This is a genomic window from Streptomyces araujoniae (assembly GCF_050871195.1).
Taxonomy (GTDB): Bacteria; Actinomycetota; Actinomycetes; order Streptomycetales; family Streptomycetaceae; genus Streptomyces; species Streptomyces bacillaris.
Genome location: NZ_CP194070.1, coordinates 171,229 through 185,899 on the forward strand (window position 1 = coordinate 171,229; position 14,671 = coordinate 185,899).

Annotated in this window: 16 protein-coding genes; 10 read left to right on the plus strand and 6 right to left on the minus strand. The window is 72.5% G+C overall.

The features are described from left to right. The first annotated feature begins 88 nt into the window (after positions 1 to 88). From ACQ9ZG_RS00675 to ACQ9ZG_RS00685, 3 genes are all read left to right on the plus strand, one after another. Positions 89 to 445: a DUF6479 family protein gene (locus tag ACQ9ZG_RS00675; protein ID WP_109914592.1), complete on the plus strand. Its 357-nt coding sequence runs from the start codon at positions 89 to 91 to the stop codon at positions 443 to 445. Between the two features lie 54 nt (positions 446 to 499). Beyond that, entirely contained in the window at positions 500 to 1,414 is a 915-nt protein-coding gene (locus ACQ9ZG_RS00680; protein WP_109914593.1) for a cation diffusion facilitator family transporter, read from the plus strand. Positions 1,415 to 1,526: 112 nt separating this feature from the next. Next, positions 1,527 to 2,351, plus strand: coding sequence for a VOC family protein (locus ACQ9ZG_RS00685; protein ID WP_028417091.1), 825 nt, complete (start codon positions 1,527 to 1,529; stop codon positions 2,349 to 2,351). A 5-nt stretch (positions 2,352 to 2,356) separates the two neighbouring features. Here the strand turns inward: ACQ9ZG_RS00685 and ACQ9ZG_RS00690 are convergent, their stop codons facing one another. Continuing rightward, entirely contained in the window at positions 2,357 to 2,881 is a 525-nt protein-coding gene (locus ACQ9ZG_RS00690) for a DUF6328 family protein (protein WP_109914594.1), read from the minus strand. A 224-nt stretch (positions 2,882 to 3,105) separates the two neighbouring features. Here ACQ9ZG_RS00690 and ACQ9ZG_RS00695 point away from each other — a divergent pair, with 224 nt between their 5' ends. Further along, positions 3,106 to 3,486 (plus strand): VOC family protein, encoded by a 381-nt coding sequence (locus tag ACQ9ZG_RS00695; RefSeq protein WP_109914595.1) that lies wholly within the window; start codon positions 3,106 to 3,108, stop codon positions 3,484 to 3,486. Between the two features lie 7 nt (positions 3,487 to 3,493). Here the strand turns inward: ACQ9ZG_RS00695 and ACQ9ZG_RS00700 are convergent, their stop codons facing one another. Beyond that, a complete protein-coding gene (locus ACQ9ZG_RS00700) occupies positions 3,494 to 3,988 on the minus strand; it encodes a GNAT family N-acetyltransferase (protein WP_084996756.1) in 495 nt (164 codons plus the stop codon). A gap of 198 nt (positions 3,989 to 4,186) precedes the next feature. Here ACQ9ZG_RS00700 and ACQ9ZG_RS00705 point away from each other — a divergent pair, with 198 nt between their 5' ends. After that, complete coding sequence (locus tag ACQ9ZG_RS00705; RefSeq protein ID WP_109914596.1) at positions 4,187 to 4,768, plus strand: hypothetical protein; 582 nt, start codon at positions 4,187 to 4,189, stop codon at positions 4,766 to 4,768. Then, positions 4,765 to 5,433, plus strand: a complete 669-nt coding sequence (locus tag ACQ9ZG_RS00710; protein ID WP_109914597.1) for a hypothetical protein — start codon at positions 4,765 to 4,767, stop codon at positions 5,431 to 5,433. Before ACQ9ZG_RS00705 ends, ACQ9ZG_RS00710 begins: the two co-directional genes overlap by 4 nt. A gap of 83 nt (positions 5,434 to 5,516) precedes the next feature. On the opposite strand, the gene ACQ9ZG_RS00715 is transcribed toward ACQ9ZG_RS00710, so the two are convergent. From ACQ9ZG_RS00715 to ACQ9ZG_RS00725, 3 genes are all read right to left on the minus strand, one after another. Beyond that, positions 5,517 to 5,696 carry a hypothetical protein gene (locus tag ACQ9ZG_RS00715; RefSeq protein WP_028417097.1) on the minus strand — a complete coding sequence of 60 codons (180 nt, stop codon included), beginning with the start codon at positions 5,694 to 5,696 and terminating at the stop codon, positions 5,517 to 5,519. A gap of 104 nt (positions 5,697 to 5,800) precedes the next feature. Next, the gene (locus ACQ9ZG_RS00720; RefSeq protein WP_028417098.1) at positions 5,801 to 6,598 is read right to left on the minus strand and encodes a tyrosine-protein phosphatase; all 798 of its coding nucleotides are present in this window, start codon (positions 6,596 to 6,598) and stop codon (positions 5,801 to 5,803) included. 53 nt (positions 6,599 to 6,651) lie between these two features. Further along, on the minus strand, positions 6,652 to 7,179 hold the full coding sequence (locus ACQ9ZG_RS00725; protein ID WP_028417099.1) for an SHOCT domain-containing protein: 528 nt from the start codon (positions 7,177 to 7,179) through the stop codon (positions 6,652 to 6,654). 310 nt (positions 7,180 to 7,489) lie between these two features. On the opposite strand from ACQ9ZG_RS00725, the gene ACQ9ZG_RS00730 reads away from it, so the two are divergent. From ACQ9ZG_RS00730 to meaB, 3 genes are read left to right on the plus strand one after another with little or no spacing between them, the layout of a single operon-like run. Beyond that, positions 7,490 to 9,352 carry a methylmalonyl-CoA mutase family protein gene (locus tag ACQ9ZG_RS00730; RefSeq protein WP_499279638.1) on the plus strand — a complete coding sequence of 621 codons (1,863 nt, stop codon included), beginning with the start codon at positions 7,490 to 7,492 and terminating at the stop codon, positions 9,350 to 9,352. Then, positions 9,352 to 11,580 (plus strand): methylmalonyl-CoA mutase, encoded by a 2,229-nt coding sequence (gene scpA / locus ACQ9ZG_RS00735; RefSeq protein ID WP_109914981.1) that lies wholly within the window; start codon positions 9,352 to 9,354, stop codon positions 11,578 to 11,580. Before ACQ9ZG_RS00730 ends, scpA begins: the two co-directional genes overlap by 1 nt. Before the next feature lie 12 nt (positions 11,581 to 11,592). Then, positions 11,593 to 12,588 carry a methylmalonyl Co-A mutase-associated GTPase MeaB gene (meaB, locus tag ACQ9ZG_RS00740; protein WP_084996753.1) on the plus strand — a complete coding sequence of 332 codons (996 nt, stop codon included), beginning with the start codon at positions 11,593 to 11,595 and terminating at the stop codon, positions 12,586 to 12,588. 77 nt (positions 12,589 to 12,665) lie between these two features. On the opposite strand, the gene ACQ9ZG_RS00745 is transcribed toward meaB, so the two are convergent. Continuing rightward, positions 12,666 to 13,457 carry an ABC transporter ATP-binding protein gene (locus ACQ9ZG_RS00745; RefSeq protein WP_109914980.1) on the minus strand — a complete coding sequence of 264 codons (792 nt, stop codon included), beginning with the start codon at positions 13,455 to 13,457 and terminating at the stop codon, positions 12,666 to 12,668. A gap of 149 nt (positions 13,458 to 13,606) precedes the next feature. Here ACQ9ZG_RS00745 and ACQ9ZG_RS00750 point away from each other — a divergent pair, with 149 nt between their 5' ends. Further along, entirely contained in the window at positions 13,607 to 14,617 is a 1,011-nt protein-coding gene (locus ACQ9ZG_RS00750; protein WP_181398176.1) for an ABC transporter substrate-binding protein, read from the plus strand. Positions 14,618 to 14,671: the final 54 nt, after the last annotated feature.

Here is a 14,671-nt window from a genome sequence, read left to right on the forward strand (position 1 = left end):
GTGAAACGGTTTTCCCCTGAGATACTCATAAAACATGAATTAACGTGATCAGCTGACTGACGCCCTTCCCTGGGGGTATGCGGCAACCATGGACGTATCGAACGGAGCCACGCAGGCACTGGCCGCCCCACTCGCCGACGGGACGGGCGCGCTGGCGGCCGTCCTCTTCCCCATCGCCGCGGTCGCCGTGGTGGGGCTGCTGATCGGCGGTTTCCTGCTGGGGAAGCGCAAGAGGGACGCCGAGCTGCCGCCGCCGCGCCCCGATGAGCAGCCCCGCAAGCCCGAGGGACGCACACACATCGAGACGCACGACCCGCACGGCACGGACCGCTTCCCCACCGACGGCAGCGCGCTCAAGCCGTACCAGCTCGACGACCACGGCAACGCACCGCTCCCGCCCCACCGGGACGACCCGCGCACCGACACCGATCCCCCGCGCAGCTGACCCGTCCCCCGCAGGGGGCGGGCCCGCCCGGCCCCCTCGTCACCGGAGGTAACGATGAGCCGGTCGGCCGCCGACCGACAGACCCGTTTCACCGTCCTGGTCGCCCTCGTGGCCAACCTGGTGATCGCGGCAGCCAAGACCGTGGGCGGGCTGATCTCCGGCTCGCCGGCGCTCCTGTCGGAGGCGGCCCACTCGGTCGCCGACAGCCTCAACGAGATCTTCCTGCTCGCCGCGCTCCGGCGCAGCCGCCGCCCCGCCGACGCCCATCACCCGTTCGGCTACGGCAAGGAGCGGTACTTCTGGGCGCTCCTGGCCGCCGTCGGCATCTTCGTGATGGGCGGCTGCTTCTCGTTCTACCAGGGCCTCCACGCCCTGCGGCGCGACGACGACGAGTCCCCCACCGGCTACACCGCGGGGCTGATCGTGCTCGGTGTCGCCCTGGTCGCCGAGAGCACCTCGCTGGCCCGGGCCCTGCACCAGGCGCGCGGCAAGAAGGGCGCGGCCATCGACCCGGCGCTGCGGACGGTCATCGCGGAGGACAGCACCGCGGTACTCGGTGTCAGCCTGGCCATCGCCGGGATGTCCCTGCATCTGGCCACCGGGAGCGTGGTCTGGGAGGCTGGCGCCTCCCTGGGCATCGGACTGCTCCTCGTGTACGTCGCCTTCCGGCTCGGCCGCAACGCCCGGGACCAGCTGATCGGGGAGTCCGTCGATCCGGAACTGCGGCGCGAGCTGGTCGGCTTCCTCATGCGCCAGCGGGAGATCGACAACGTGGCCGAACTCCTCACCATGCGTCTGGGCATGCACTCCGTGCTGGTGGCGGCCCGAATCGACCTGGCTCCCGGTATCGACAGCGAGCAGGTGGAGGAGGTCTCCATGCGCATCCGGCACGCGATGTGCGAGCGGTGGCCGCAGGCGGACCAGGTCTTCCTGGACATCACGAACGCCCCGCCGCGCATCGGACTGTGAACGCGGCCCCCGTGCGGCCCCGCGTTGCGCGGTCGCACGGGCCGTCCGAGGGTGGGTGCTGGACCACGGCGGCCGCACCCCGCGCCGCACCCCCGTGAGAAGGCAGTGGACCATGACCGGAAGCGATCCCCGTACGGCCCCCTCGACGGCGCCCCTGACGGGACCGGCCGCGCCGTGCTGGGTGACCCTGATGACCCGGGACCTCGCGGCCGCCCAGCGGTTCTACTCCGGGGTGCTGGGGTGGACGTTCCGCCCGGGGCAGGTCGGCGCGGAGTTCTCCGTGGCCCGCCGCGGCGACATCCCGGTGGCGGGCATCTTCGCCGTATCCACCGCGTACCAGGTCGCCGTGGCGTGGACGCCGTACTTCGCGGTGGCCGACGCGGACGTGGCCGCCGCCCGGGTCCGCGAGCGCAGCGGGACGGTGGCGGTGGGGCCGCTGACGCTCGGCAAGGGGCGCGGCGTCCTGGCATCCGACCGGGACGGCGCCTCGTTCGGCCTCTGGGAGCGCACGGAACCGGCCACTTCGCAGCCGGCCCCCGACGACCACGCCCACACCTGGCTGCGGCTGCGGACCCGCAACGCCTTCGACGCGGCGATCTTCTACGGCGAGGTGCTCGACTGGGCGAGCGGCCGCCCCGGGTGCTGCGACGTCGCGTACGAGGGTGACGAGGTCATCGTGCGGTGCGAGGGACGCCCGCTGGCCCGGATCAGCTCCGGAGCGGTGGAGGCCGCCGTGGACCCGCTGGTCCGTCCGCACTGGCAGGTGCAGTTCCCGGTGGCGGACGTCCCCGTGACGGTGGCCGAGGCCGTACGGGAGGGGGGCACCCTGGTGGAGGAGCGGACCGTCGTGGGCGGCAGCGAGGCCACCCTCCGGGACCCCGACGGCGCGCTGTTCACGGTGACCGACGTGCGGGGCCCGGTGGAGGCGCGGGACTGAGCCGCTCACCCCTCGGAGCGCGCGTCCTCGCGGGACGGCTCCTCGCGCGGCCCGGAGCGGCCGCGGGCCAGCGCCCAGAGGGGGAAGAGGAACCAGCAGGCCAGGAACCACAGGGCTATACCGGCGACCAGCCAGAGGGCGAACGTGTTCTGGAGCGCGACGCGCATGATCAGCAGCAGGGTCGAGCACATCGTGAGGAACAGCAGCACCAGCCCCACCATGGTCATGCGGGAGGCCCAGATGACCGTCTGCGGCTTCATCCGCCGGCCGGTCAGCAGCCGGTGGTAGGTGACCGGGCCGATCAGGGAGGCGACGGTCGCGGAGCCGAGCACCACTGTGGTGATGTAGATGTCCCGGTCCGCCTCGGACAGTTCGGCGAACCTGGGCTGGAACACCACGGCGAGGAGGAATCCGAAGAGGATCTGCACCCCGGTCTGGGCGACGCGCAGCTCCTGGAGCAGTTCGGTCCACTGCCGGTCCGCCCGCTCCTCCTGGGTCTCCTCGCGGCCTCTGCCGTTGGTGGTGGACACGGGCACCCTCCTCATCTCGACGCGACCGGGGCACTGACACACCCGTTCGATACGCGCCTACAGGTTCCCCGGCTCCGCAGGCTCAATCCCGGCGGTGGGCTCGCCGTCCGCTCGACCGCGCCGGGCCCGTCGCCCTAGGATCACGTCCACGGCATCGCGCGTCGGTCACCGTCCGGGTGAGGCGTGGAGGTAGCCCGTGAGATGCCCGTTGGAGGCATTCCACCGTGTCGGTCGAGTTGAACCACACCATCATTCATTCCCGCGACAACCGCGAGTCCGCGGAGTTCCTGGCAGGGCTGCTGGGTCTGGAGGTCGGACCCGCGTGGGGCCCGTTCGTCCCCGTCGTCCTGGCGAACGACGTCACCCTGGACTTCGCGACGATCCCCGAGGAGTCGATCACCCCGCAGCACTACGCCTTCCTGATCTCGGAGGCGGAGTTCGACGCCGCGTTCGCCCGGATCAAGGAGCTGGGGATCGCGTACTACGCCGATCCGCACCTCAGGCACCCGGGCGAGATCAACCACAACGACGGCGGCCGGGGCGTCTACTTCCCCGATCCCAGCGGCCACGGCATGGAGCTGATCACCCGCCCCTACGGCGGCTGAGGGCCCTTCAGGCGCCGACGGGCAGCAGGAACTCCGGGCGGTCCCACAGGACCGCCGGCGGGTTGGCGCGGACGGTGCCGGTGGGCTCCGCGCCCACGCTGCGGTAGAAGCCCCCGGCGGGCGGGTGGGCCACGATCCGGACCCCGGTGAGGCCCGCCCGCTCCGCCTCCCCGCGCAGATGGCCGATGAGCAGCCGCCCGACGCCGAGTCCCTGCGCCTCGTCGGCGACGAACATCAGGTCCAGCTCCGGCGGTTCGAGGATCAGCGCGTAGAAGCCGAGAACCCGGTCGTCGTCCCGGTCTGCGGCGACGAAGACCCGGTGCGCCTCGATGTAGTCGGGACCGACCCGGTACCCCGCGACCATCGGGGCGTACGGGCCCTCGTAGGCGCGTGACGTCCGGACCAGCCGGGTGAGCCGACGGGCGTCGCGCGCCGTGGCCCGGCGGACCAGGGGCGCGGGGCGGCGCGGACCCCGCCCCGGCTTCGTAACGGCTGATGACATACGACGAGTATTACGTACACCGGCGTCTGCACGGTACACGGAGCGTTCGGCCGCCCTCGGCGCATGAACGGCTGTTCGGGGGTACACGGACCCCTGCACGACGCCCGGTGGCCACTCCGCCGGGCCGGACCGAGAGGGGTTGACCACTGTGCGACACCACAGCCGCGTACCGGCCGACGAGCGGTGGGGGCGATAGCCGTGACAACAGCGATCATCGTCATCGCCGTGGCGCTCGTCGCGGCCGCCGCCGTCTACTTCTTCCTCGTCCGCGGGGGCGCCGGCGGCGGCCGGGGGCTGCGCAGCCGATTCGGCCCCGAGTACGACCGGGTGGTCGCCCGGCACAACGGCGACACCAAGGCCGCCGAGGACGAGCTGGGCGAGCGGGTCCGGCTCCACGGGGACCTGGAGAAGCGGCCGCTGACGGAGGCGGCCCGCGCGGAGTACACCGCCCGCTGGGCCCGTACGCAGGAACAGTTCGTCGAGTCGCCGCAGCAGGCGGTGGCCGAGGCCGACGCACTGCTGGCCGGCCTCGCCCGGGACCGGGGCTTCCCGGGCGGCGAGAGCTTCGAGGAGCGCGCCGACGCGCTCTCGGTCCACCACGCCCGCCATGTCGAGGGCTACCGCCGGGTGCACTCCGCACGCGACGACGGCACCGGCACCGAGGAGATGCGCGAGGCCTTCCTCGAGGCCCGCGGACTCTTCGACGCACTCCTCGCGGACGGCCCTGCGCCGCGCGACCACGACGACCGACAGCTCACGAAGGGACGCGGCACATCATGACGCAGACTCCGAACACCGGCGGCACCCCCGGCGACGCGCCGAACCGGGCCACCCCCTCGACCGGCGCCGAGCGCGTCCCGCCCGTGGCGCCTCCGCCCGGCGAAGCGTCGTCCGCCACCCCCGTACCGCCGACGGCCGCCAAGCCGTCCGGCCCCCCGCAGACGGCCGACCGGACGCACACCGACCTGACGTCGGCAGACCGGACGCACCCCGATCCGACGTCGGCAGACCGGACATCGGCAGGTCGGGCGTCGACCGACCGGACGCACACGGACCCGGACCGGGCCGTCCCCGCCCGTCCGGACGAGTCCCCGGAGGCCTCCCGCACCGCAACCACGTCGGACTCCCGTACGACGGCCTCCCCCGGCCGCACGGAGTCGCCCGGGCACAGCGGCCGTCCGCTCTTCGCCGCCGAGCAGCGGGAGAAGTTCGACGCGCGCATCCACCAGGCGGTGGCCGGCTTCGTGGAGAACCCGCGTCAGGCGGTCCAGGAGGCCGACGCGGCCTTCGACGACGTCGTCGCCGGGCTCACGGAGGCCCTGGCCGAGCGGTCCCGGCTGCTGCGCGCCGACCGGGACGGCGGCAAGTCCGAGGCGGGTACGGAGGATCTGCGGATCGCTCTCCAGCAGTACCGCGACCTCACGGAGCGGCTGGTCCGCCTCTGAGCGGCGCGTACGCCGTCCACACGGGTGCGGGGCCGTTCCGACCGATACGTATCGGTCGGAACGGCCCCGCACCACGTCGCGGGTCAGTGCCCCTCGCCGCTCCCCTCCGGGTGGGCCGAGGAGTGCGGGGTGTCGGGCTGGTGGGTGCTGGGCCCGGGAGCGGGTTCCGGGTCCGGGCCCGCCACCCTGCCCACCCCGAAGGCGATGGCGAAGACGGCGGCGACCGCGGCGGCGAAGGCCGCGATCCTCAGTCCGGTGTTCATGGCTCTCTCCCGGCGGACGACAGCGGATTCCGATACCGGCAACATACCCCCTAGGGGTATCACTGTCACGCCCGGGGGCTCGGCGGCCTCCTCCGCACCGGGGTTCAGCCGGTGACCACCAGCCCCTCGCGCAACCGGTCCAGCACTGCTCCGGGAAGGCGCAGCCCGGTCCGCACATAGCCGTCGAGCCCGCCCCACCGCTCGTCCATCGCGTCGAGCGCCACGTCGAGGTAGCGGGGGCGCACCTCCACGATGGCGGCCGCGACGGCCGGGTCGCCGCCGCCGTCCAGGAACTTCTGGACGTAGGGCGCGAAGGCGGCCCGAACGGCGGGGTTCACGGCCAGGAAGTCCGCGCGCACGGTCTCCCGGGAGGCCCCCAGGATCATCAGCAGGACGGCCGCCGCCCAGCCGGTGCGGTCCTTGCCCGCCGTGCAGTGGAAGAGCACCGGGCGGGCGGCGGGGTCGGCGACGGTCTCCAGCAGGGCCCGGTAGGCCGCGGCGGCGCCCGGCGAGAGGACCATCTTGCGGTAGGTCTCCGCGAACAGCTCCTCGGCCCGGCCGCCGCCCAGCGCGCGGTCCGCCTCGTCCGGATCGGCCAGCAGCGCCTTGAGCCTGGCCGGGGCGACGCCCGGGTGGTCACCGAGCACGTCGGCCACGAAGAGCCTGGCGCGGGCCGGGAGCCGGTCGGGGGCCCACTGGCGTTCGTCGGCGGTGCGCAGGTCGACGACCGTACGGATGCCGAGCGCGGCCACCGCCCGGTCGTGGTCGGGGGCCAGCTCGCTCAGCTGACCCGAGCGGAACAGGACCCCCTGCCGCACCCGGCGGTCCCGGCCCAGGGCGATACCCCCCAGGTCACGCAGGTTGACGACGGTGGCGGCCGGAACGGTCCGGGCGGTCTCCACGATGCACTGCCTCTTTCCCTGATGAGAACACCCAGGACCCCACCGGCCCCGGCTCAGTCCGCCAGCAGCTTCGCCTTCTGCTCCGCGAACTCGGCGTCCGTGAGCACGTCCCGCCGCCACAGCTCCGCGAGCCGCTCCAGCCGGGTGATGATGTCGTCGCCCTCCGGGGGATCGCCCGCGTCCGGCGCGGCGGCCGCCGCGCCGAAGCGCTCGTGGGCGACGAAGGCACCGCCCGCCTCGCGGAAGGTCCGGGCGAGCTGCGAGGTCCACAGGTCCTCCCGGACGACGAGGGCGACCACCTCGCCCCGCGGCACACTCCCCTCCAGCGCCTCCATGTCGGCGGCGCCCAGTTCCACGGCGGCCCCGCCCTCCGCCGGTCCGGCCGGAACAGTCCCCTCGGGGTCGAGTTCCCGCAGCCCCACCGGGGTCGGCGCACCCCCTTCAGCGCGGCGGACGAAGGCCAGATCGGCGGGGCGTACGGCCCCGGACGCCACCGCATCGGCGAGGACGGGCAGGACGGTTCCGGTGAAACCGCTGCCGGGGAAGGCGATGACGAGGTGTTCCACAGGTCCGACGGCCACGGTCGCGTCCTCTCCGCATCCCGGCGGCCACGCGGGCTCCGGGGTGGATACGGTCATTCAAGAACATTGCAGGTATGACAGGGATTACATAAGAAACCGGAAAACTTCCCACATAATATGCATCAACCGGTCAATTAACCCCGATATCGAACATGGCCGTGTTGCGACGGACCCGTCCCGGCCTTTTCTTGCGCGCGGGGGTCGCGCCGGTAACGCGACGGTAAGTAAAGGATCAAGTGCGGACCGGAGAGGGCAAGGTCACAGCACGTGCCCCTGCTCCTCGTTCCCCGCGCTGGCCTAGCATCTGAGCATGACGGTCCAGCCTGCTGACGGGCTCTCTCCGGCCGCCGCGTTCCCCGACCCCTCCCATGACCAGTGGCAGAGCCTCGTCGAAGGCGTTCTGCGCAAGTCGGGCAAGGAAGTCTCGGGCTCGGCCGCCGAGGAAGCGCTGTCCACCACACTGGAGGACGGGCTCACCACCCGGCCCCTCTACACCGCGAACGACGTCTCTCCGGACACCGGTTTCCCCGGCTTCGCGCCCTTCACCCGGGGCAGCAGGGCCGAAGGGAACGCGGCGGGCGGCTGGGACGTACGCCAGCGCCACGCCCTGACGGACCCGGCCCGGCTCAACGAGTCGGTGCTCGGCGACCTGGAGAACGGGGTCACCTCCCTCTGGCTCACCGTCGGCGGGCCCGCCGGGGTCCCCGTGGAGGCGCTCGGCCGCGCGCTGGAGGGCGTCTACCTCGACCTGGCGCCGATCGTGCTCGACGCCCCCGCCGACCTGGACGCCGCCGCCACCGAACTGCTGCGGCTGTACGGGGAGCGGGGCGTCGCCAAGGGCGAGGCCCGGGGGACCCTGGGCGCCGACCCGCTCGGCCACGAGGCCCGGACCGGGATCGAGGCCGACCTCACCGCCGCCGTCCGCTGGGCCGGGGTCTGCGGTGCGGAGTACCCGGGGCTGCGGGCGATCGCCGTGGACGCGCTCCCGTACCACGAGGCCGGTGGCTCGGCCGCCGAGGAGCTGGGGCTCTCCCTGGCGACCGGCGTCGCCTATCTGCGGGCGCTGACCGGGGCCGGGATGAGCGTGGAGGCGGCCTGCGGGCAGCTGGAGTTCCGCTACGCGGCCACGGCCGACCAGTTTCTGACGATCGCGAAGCTGCGGGCCGCGCGCCGGCTCTGGGCACGGGTCGCCGAGGCGTCGGGTGCGCCCGCCGCCGGGGCGCAGCGCCAGCACGCCGTGACCTCCGCGGTGATGATGACGCGTCGCGATCCGTGGGTGAACATGCTGCGCACCACGCTCGCCACGCTGGGCGCGGGGGTCGGCGGCGCGGACTCCGTCACGGTCCTGCCGTTCGATCACGCGCTGGGCCTGCCCGACGCGTTCGCCCGCAGGATCGCCCGCAACACCTCCACGATCCTCATGGAGGAGTCGCATCTGGCCCGGGTCATCGACCCGGCGGGCGGTTCCTGGTACGTGGAGCGGCTCACCGACGAACTGGCCGCCGCCGCCTGGGCGTTCTTCCAGGAGACCGAGCGGGCGGGCGGGCTGCCCGCCGCGTTGCGCTCGGGGATGGTGGCGGAGCGGCTGGCCGCCACCTGGGCGGCGCGCCGTGCGAAGCTGGCCCGCCGCAAGGAGCCGGTGACGGGGGTCAGCGAGTTCCCGCTGCCCTCCGAGCGGCCGGTGGAGCGCGATCCCGCGCCCGATCCGTACGCGGACGCCCCGGGCGGTCTGCCCCGGGTCCGGCGCGACGAGGCGTTCGAGGTGCTGCGGGCCCGCTCGGACGCGCATCTGGCGGCGACGGGCGCGCGGCCGAAGGTGTTCATCGCCGCGCTGGGTCCGGCCGCCGCGCACACCGCGCGGGTCTCGTTCGCCGTCAACCTCTTCGGGGCGGGCGGGATCGAGGCGGTGCACGAGCCGGTGTCGGTGGACGCGGAGACGGCCGCCGGTGCCTTCACCGCCTCGGGTGCGGGTGTCGCCTGCCTCTGCTCGTCGGACGCGCTGTACGCCGAGCAGGCGGCCGGGGTGGCCGGGGCGCTGCAGTCGGCGGGCGCGGCGCGGGTCTTCCTGGCCGGGCGCCCCGGCGAGTACGCCGATGTCGACGCCTACGTCTTCGCGGGCTGCGACGCGGTCGCCGTTCTCACCTCCGTACTCGATCGCATGGGAGTGGCGTGATGCAGACATCGCCCACGGAACAGAAATCCTCCGTTCCCGACTTCTCCGAGGTCGCGCTGGAGTCGCCCGCTCCCCCGGCCGTCTCCGCCGAGGAGTGGCAGGCCGCCGCGGCCAAGGCGGCCGACGGCTCCGAGGCCGCTCCGCTCTGGGAGACGCCCGAGGGCATCACGGTCAAGCCGCTCTACACGGGCGAGGACCTGGAGGGCCTGGACGCGCTGCACAGCTACCCGGGCATCGCCCCGTACCTGCGCGGTCCGTACCCCACGATGTACGTCAACCAGCCCTGGACGATCCGTCAGTACGCCGGGTTCTCCACGGCCGAGGAGTCCAACGCCTTCTACCGGCGCAACCTCGCTGCCGGGCAGAAGGGCCTCTCGGTCGCCTTCGACCTGCCGACCCACCGGGGGTACGACAGCGACCACCCGCGCGTCACCGGTGACGTCGGCATGGCGGGCGTGGCGATCGACTCGATCTACGACATGCGCCAGTTGTTCGACGGCATTCCGCTGGACCGGATGTCGGTGTCGATGACGATGAACGGCGCGGTGCTCCCCGTACTCGCGCTGTACATCGTGGCCGCCGAGGAGCAGGGCGTACCGCCGGAGAAGCTGGCCGGGACCATTCAGAACGACATTCTGAAGGAGTTCATGGTCCGCAACACCTACATCTATCCGCCGACCCCGTCGATGCGGATCATCTCGGACATCTTCGCGTTCACCTCGCAGAAGATGCCGCGCTACAACTCCATCTCGATCTCCGGCTACCACATCCAGGAGGCGGGTGCGACGGCCGATCTGGAGCTGGCGTACACGCTGGCCGACGGGGTGGAGTATCTGCGCGCCGGGCAGGAAGCGGGCCTGGACGTCGACGCGTTCGCGCCGCGCCTGTCGTTCTTCTGGGCGATCGGGATGAACTTCTTCATGGAGGTCGCCAAGTTGCGGGCGGCCCGGCTGCTCTGGGCGCGTCTGGTCAGGCAGTTCGACCCCAAGAACCCCAAGTCGCTCTCCCTGCGCACCCATTCGCAGACGTCGGGGTGGTCGCTGACCGCGCAGGACGTGTTCAACAACGTCACGCGCACGTGTGTGGAGGCGATGGCCGCGACGCAGGGGCACACCCAGTCGCTGCACACCAACGCGCTGGACGAGGCCCTGGCGCTGCCCACCGACTTCTCGGCGCGGATCGCCCGGAACACCCAGCTCCTGCTCCAGCAGGAGTCGGGCACCTGCCGGGTGATCGACCCGTGGGGCGGCAGCGCGTACGTGGAGAAGCTGACCCGCGATCTGGCGGAGCGGGCCTGGCAGCACATCGAGGAGGTGGAGGCGGCCGGCGGGATGGCGAAGGCCATCGACGCGGGCATCCCCAAGCTCCGGGTGGAGGAGGCGGCCGCGCGGACGCAGGCGCGGATCGACTCCGGGCGGCAGCCGGTGATCGGCGTGAACAAGTACCGGGTGGAGACCGACGAGCAGATCGACGTGCTCAAGGTCGACAACTCCTCGGTGCGCGCCCAGCAGATCGAGAAGCTGCGCCGGCTGCGCGAGGAGCGCGACGAGGTGGCCTGCCAGGAGGCGCTGCGCGCGCTGACGGCCGCCGCCGAGCGCGCCCCCGGGCCGGGCCTGGAGGGCAATCTGCTGGCGCTCGCGGTGGACGCGGCGCGGGCGATGGCCACGGTCGGGGAGATCTCGGACGCGCTGGAGAAGGTGTACGGGCGGCATGCCGGGCAGATCCGTACGATCTCCGGTGTGTACCGCAAAGAGGCAGGGGATTCCCCTTCGGTGGACCGGACCCGCGCGCTGGTCGACGCGTTCGAGGAGGCGGAGGGGCGCCGTCCGCGCATCCTGGTCGCCAAGATGGGCCAGGACGGCCACGACCGGGGCCAGAAGGTGATCGCCACGGCCTTCGCCGACCTGGGCTTCGACGTGGACGTGGGCCCGCTGTTCCAGACGCCGGGCGAGGTGGCGCGGCAGGCGGTGGAGGCGGACGTCCACATCGTCGGCGTCTCCTCGCTGGCGGCCGGGCACCTCACCCTGGTGCCGGCGCTGCGGGAGGAGCTGGCGGCCGAGGGGCGCGAGGACATCATGATCGTGGTGGGCGGGGTGATCCCGCCGCAGGACGTCGAGGCGCTGCACGAGGCGGGGGCCGCCTCGGTCTTCCCGCCGGGGACGGTGATCCCGGACGCGGCCCACGACCTGGTGACGCGGCTCGGTGCCGCGCTCGGCCACGAGCTGTGAGCCGCTGACCGGATGGCTGCCAAGATCGACATCGACAGTTATGTGCAGGGAGTGCTCGACGGGAAGCGGGCGTTCATCGCCCGCGCGATCACGCTCGTCGAGTCGACGCGGGCCGAACACCGGGTGCTGGCCCAGGAGTTGCTGAGCCGGTTGCTGCCGCACGCGGGGGCGGCCCGGCGGATCGGGATCAGCGGGGTGCCGGGCGTGGGCAAGTCCACGTTCATCGACGCGCTCGGCACGATGCTCACCGGGCTCGGCCATCGGGTTGCGGTGCTGGCCGTCGACCCGTCCTCCAGCCGCACGGGCGGTTCCATCCTGGGCGACAAGACCCGGATGGAGCGGCTCGCGGTGGACCCGGCCGCCTTCGTCCGCCCCTCCCCCACCGCCGGGACGCTGGGCGGGGTGGCGAAGGCGACCCGGGAGTCCATCGTGGTGATGGAGGCCGCGGGGTACGACGTGGTGCTCGTGGAGACGGTGGGGGTCGGGCAGTCGGAGACGGCGGTGGCCAACATGGTCGACACGTTCCTGCTGCTGACCCTGGCCCGGACCGGCGACCAGCTGCAGGGCATCAAGAAGGGTGTCCTGGAACTGGCGGACGCCATCGCGGTGAACAAGGCGGACGGTCCGCACGAGCGCGACGCCCGGTCGGCGGCGCGTGAACTGGCGGGCGCGCTGCGGCTGATGCACCCGGCGGACGCGGCCTGGACTCCTCCGGTGCTCACGTGCAGCGCGCGGGAGTCCACCGGCCTCGACACGCTGTGGGACCGGCTGGAGCAGCACCGTACGGTCCTGGAGTCCACCGGCCGGCTGGCGGCCAAGCGGCGTGATCAGCAGGTGGACTGGACCTGGTCCATGGTCCGCGACGAGCTGCTGGACAGCCTGCGCGGCCACCCGGCCGTACGGAAGCTGGCGCCGGAGCTCGAACAGCGGGTCCGCGAGGGCACGTTGACGGCGACGCTGGCCGCCGAGGAGATCCTGCACGTGTTCCGGGGCGACGGGCCCGCCTGAGCCGTGCACCCGCAGACCGATGGGCCCCTGGACGGAGGGGCCCATCGGCGTTTCCGGGGTAGCCGCCTGACGGCTTGTCAGGCGGCGACGGAGGGCACGGTCACGGTCGGCACGACCACGGGGGTGCCGTCGGAGGTGGCGGTGAGGATCTCCGCCTCGATGCCGTACAGCTCGCGGACCAGGTCGGCGTCGACGATCTCGCGCGGCGGGCCGGAGGCGACGATCCGCCCCGCGCGCATGGCGACCAGGGTGTCGGCGTAGCGGGCGGCACCGGCCAGGTCGTGGACGACCATGACGATGGTCCGGCCCTCGGCCGCGACCTCGCGCACCAGGTCCAGCACCTCCACGGCGTGGCCGATGTCCAGGGCGCTGGTGGGCTCGTCGAGCAGGACGATCGGGGTCTCCTGGGCCAGGGCCATGGCGAGCCAGCAGCGCTGGCGCTGACCGCCGGAGAGCTGGTCGAGGCGGCGGTCGGCCAGGCCGGTGGTGCCGGTCGCCTCCAGTGCCCGGGTCACCGCCTCCTCGTCCTCGTGCGACCACTGCCGGAACAGCCCCTGGTGGGGGTGGCGTCCGTACCGTACGAGCCCGGCGACGGTGACGGCCTCCGGGGCCTGCGGGGCCTGGGGCAGCAGGGCGATGCGGTGGGCGGCGTCCCGCTGGCGCAGCTCCCACACGTCGGCGTCCCCGGCGAACACCTTGCCCGAGCGCGGCTGGTGGAGGCGGGCCACACAGCGCAGCAGGGTCGACTTGCCGCAGCCGTTGGGCCCGACGATCGCCACCACCTGTCCGGATTCGACGGTGAGATCGACTCGGTCCACGGCGGTATGACCGGCGTATCCAGCGGTGAGCTGTTCAACACGGATGTCCACGAGGACCGGCCTTTCCGAAGAAATGGGGCATCGCCTTGCTTGATGCCACTAAAGTAAGGCTAACCTTAGCTCGCCGAGAGGCCGTCGGTGGCACTCGTGCTGCCGCCACGCCCTCGTCGCTTCATGTCCCGTTGATCCCGGAGCCCTTGATGAACCTGCACCGCCCCGCCCGCACCACTTCCCGAAGAGCCGCTCAGGCCGTCGCCACGCTCGGTGCCGCCGTGCTCCTCCTGACGGCCTGCGGAGGGGGCTCCGACTCCGGCAGCGGCAAGCCGGCCGCCGGGAAGAGCGCCGAGGCGGACTCCGCGTCGGCCAAGACCCGGACCGTCAAGGACGCCACGGGCACGGCCGTGGAGATACCCGCGGAGCCGAAGCGCATCGTGACGCTGACCCAGGAGGACCTGGACGCGGTGCTCGCACTGGACATCAAGCCGGTCGGCATCACCAACGGCCAGGGCCTGGACAAGCCGCCGGCCTACCTGGCCGACAAGGTCCAGGGCATCGACATCGTCGGCAACCTGCTCCAGCCGGTCATGGACAAGGTCGTCGCCGCCAAGCCCGACCTGATCCTCGCCGGGGACATGCAGGACGAGCAGGTCCTCAAGCAGCTCCGCCAGATCACCCCGGCCACGCTGGTGACGATGGCCCCGACCGACGACTGGAAGCTGTTCTTCCGGGGGGTCGGCAACGCCGTCAACAAGCTGGACGCGGCCAACAAGTTCATCACCGACCACGAGGCCGCCGCCAAGGCCGCCGGTGAGAAGCTCGGGAAGAACAAGGGCGCCGAGGTCTCCATCGTCCGCTGGAACCCGGACGGCCCGAGCTGGATGGAGAACAAGCAGTTCGCCAGCGGTGTCGCGCTGGAGATGGGGCTGAAGCGGCCCGAGTCCCAGAACAAGGACGGCAACGCGCACACGCCGTCGCTGAGCCTGGAGAAGATCAACGAGATCGACGGTGACTGGCTGTTCCTGTCGACGCTGACCTCGGACGGCGCCAAGGCGCTCAAGGACGTCCAGGACAAGCCGGCCTACAAGGAGCTGGGCGCCGTCAAGAACAAGCATGTCGTGACGGTCGACGGTTCGGTCTGGTCGACGCGCGGCGGGCCGCTGGCGGCCGACGTCGTGATGGAGGACTACATCAAGGCGCTCTCCGCCGAGTAGTCGCCGCACCGCGGCACCCTGACGCCCTGCGGCCCGGCCCTGAATTCCGGGCCG

Coding starts and splice junctions, on each gene's coding strand:
- ACQ9ZG_RS00675 (WP_109914592.1), top strand. CDS start 89: ATGGACGTATCGAACGGAGCCACGCAGGCACTGGCCGCCCCACTCGCC.
- ACQ9ZG_RS00680 (WP_109914593.1), top strand. CDS start 500: ATGAGCCGGTCGGCCGCCGACCGACAGACCCGTTTCACCGTCCTGGTC.
- ACQ9ZG_RS00685 (WP_028417091.1), top strand. CDS start 1,527: ATGACCGGAAGCGATCCCCGTACGGCCCCCTCGACGGCGCCCCTGACG.
- ACQ9ZG_RS00700 (WP_084996756.1), bottom strand. CDS start 3,988: ATGTCATCAGCCGTTACGAAGCCGGGGCGGGGTCCGCGCCGCCCCGCG.
- ACQ9ZG_RS00710 (WP_109914597.1), top strand. CDS start 4,765: ATGACGCAGACTCCGAACACCGGCGGCACCCCCGGCGACGCGCCGAAC.
- ACQ9ZG_RS00715 (WP_028417097.1), bottom strand. CDS start 5,696: ATGAACACCGGACTGAGGATCGCGGCCTTCGCCGCCGCGGTCGCCGCC.
- ACQ9ZG_RS00730 (WP_499279638.1), top strand. CDS start 7,490: ATGACGGTCCAGCCTGCTGACGGGCTCTCTCCGGCCGCCGCGTTCCCC.
- scpA (WP_109914981.1), top strand. CDS start 9,352: ATGCAGACATCGCCCACGGAACAGAAATCCTCCGTTCCCGACTTCTCC.
- meaB (WP_084996753.1), top strand. CDS start 11,593: ATGGCTGCCAAGATCGACATCGACAGTTATGTGCAGGGAGTGCTCGAC.
- ACQ9ZG_RS00750 (WP_181398176.1), top strand. CDS start 13,607: ATGAACCTGCACCGCCCCGCCCGCACCACTTCCCGAAGAGCCGCTCAG.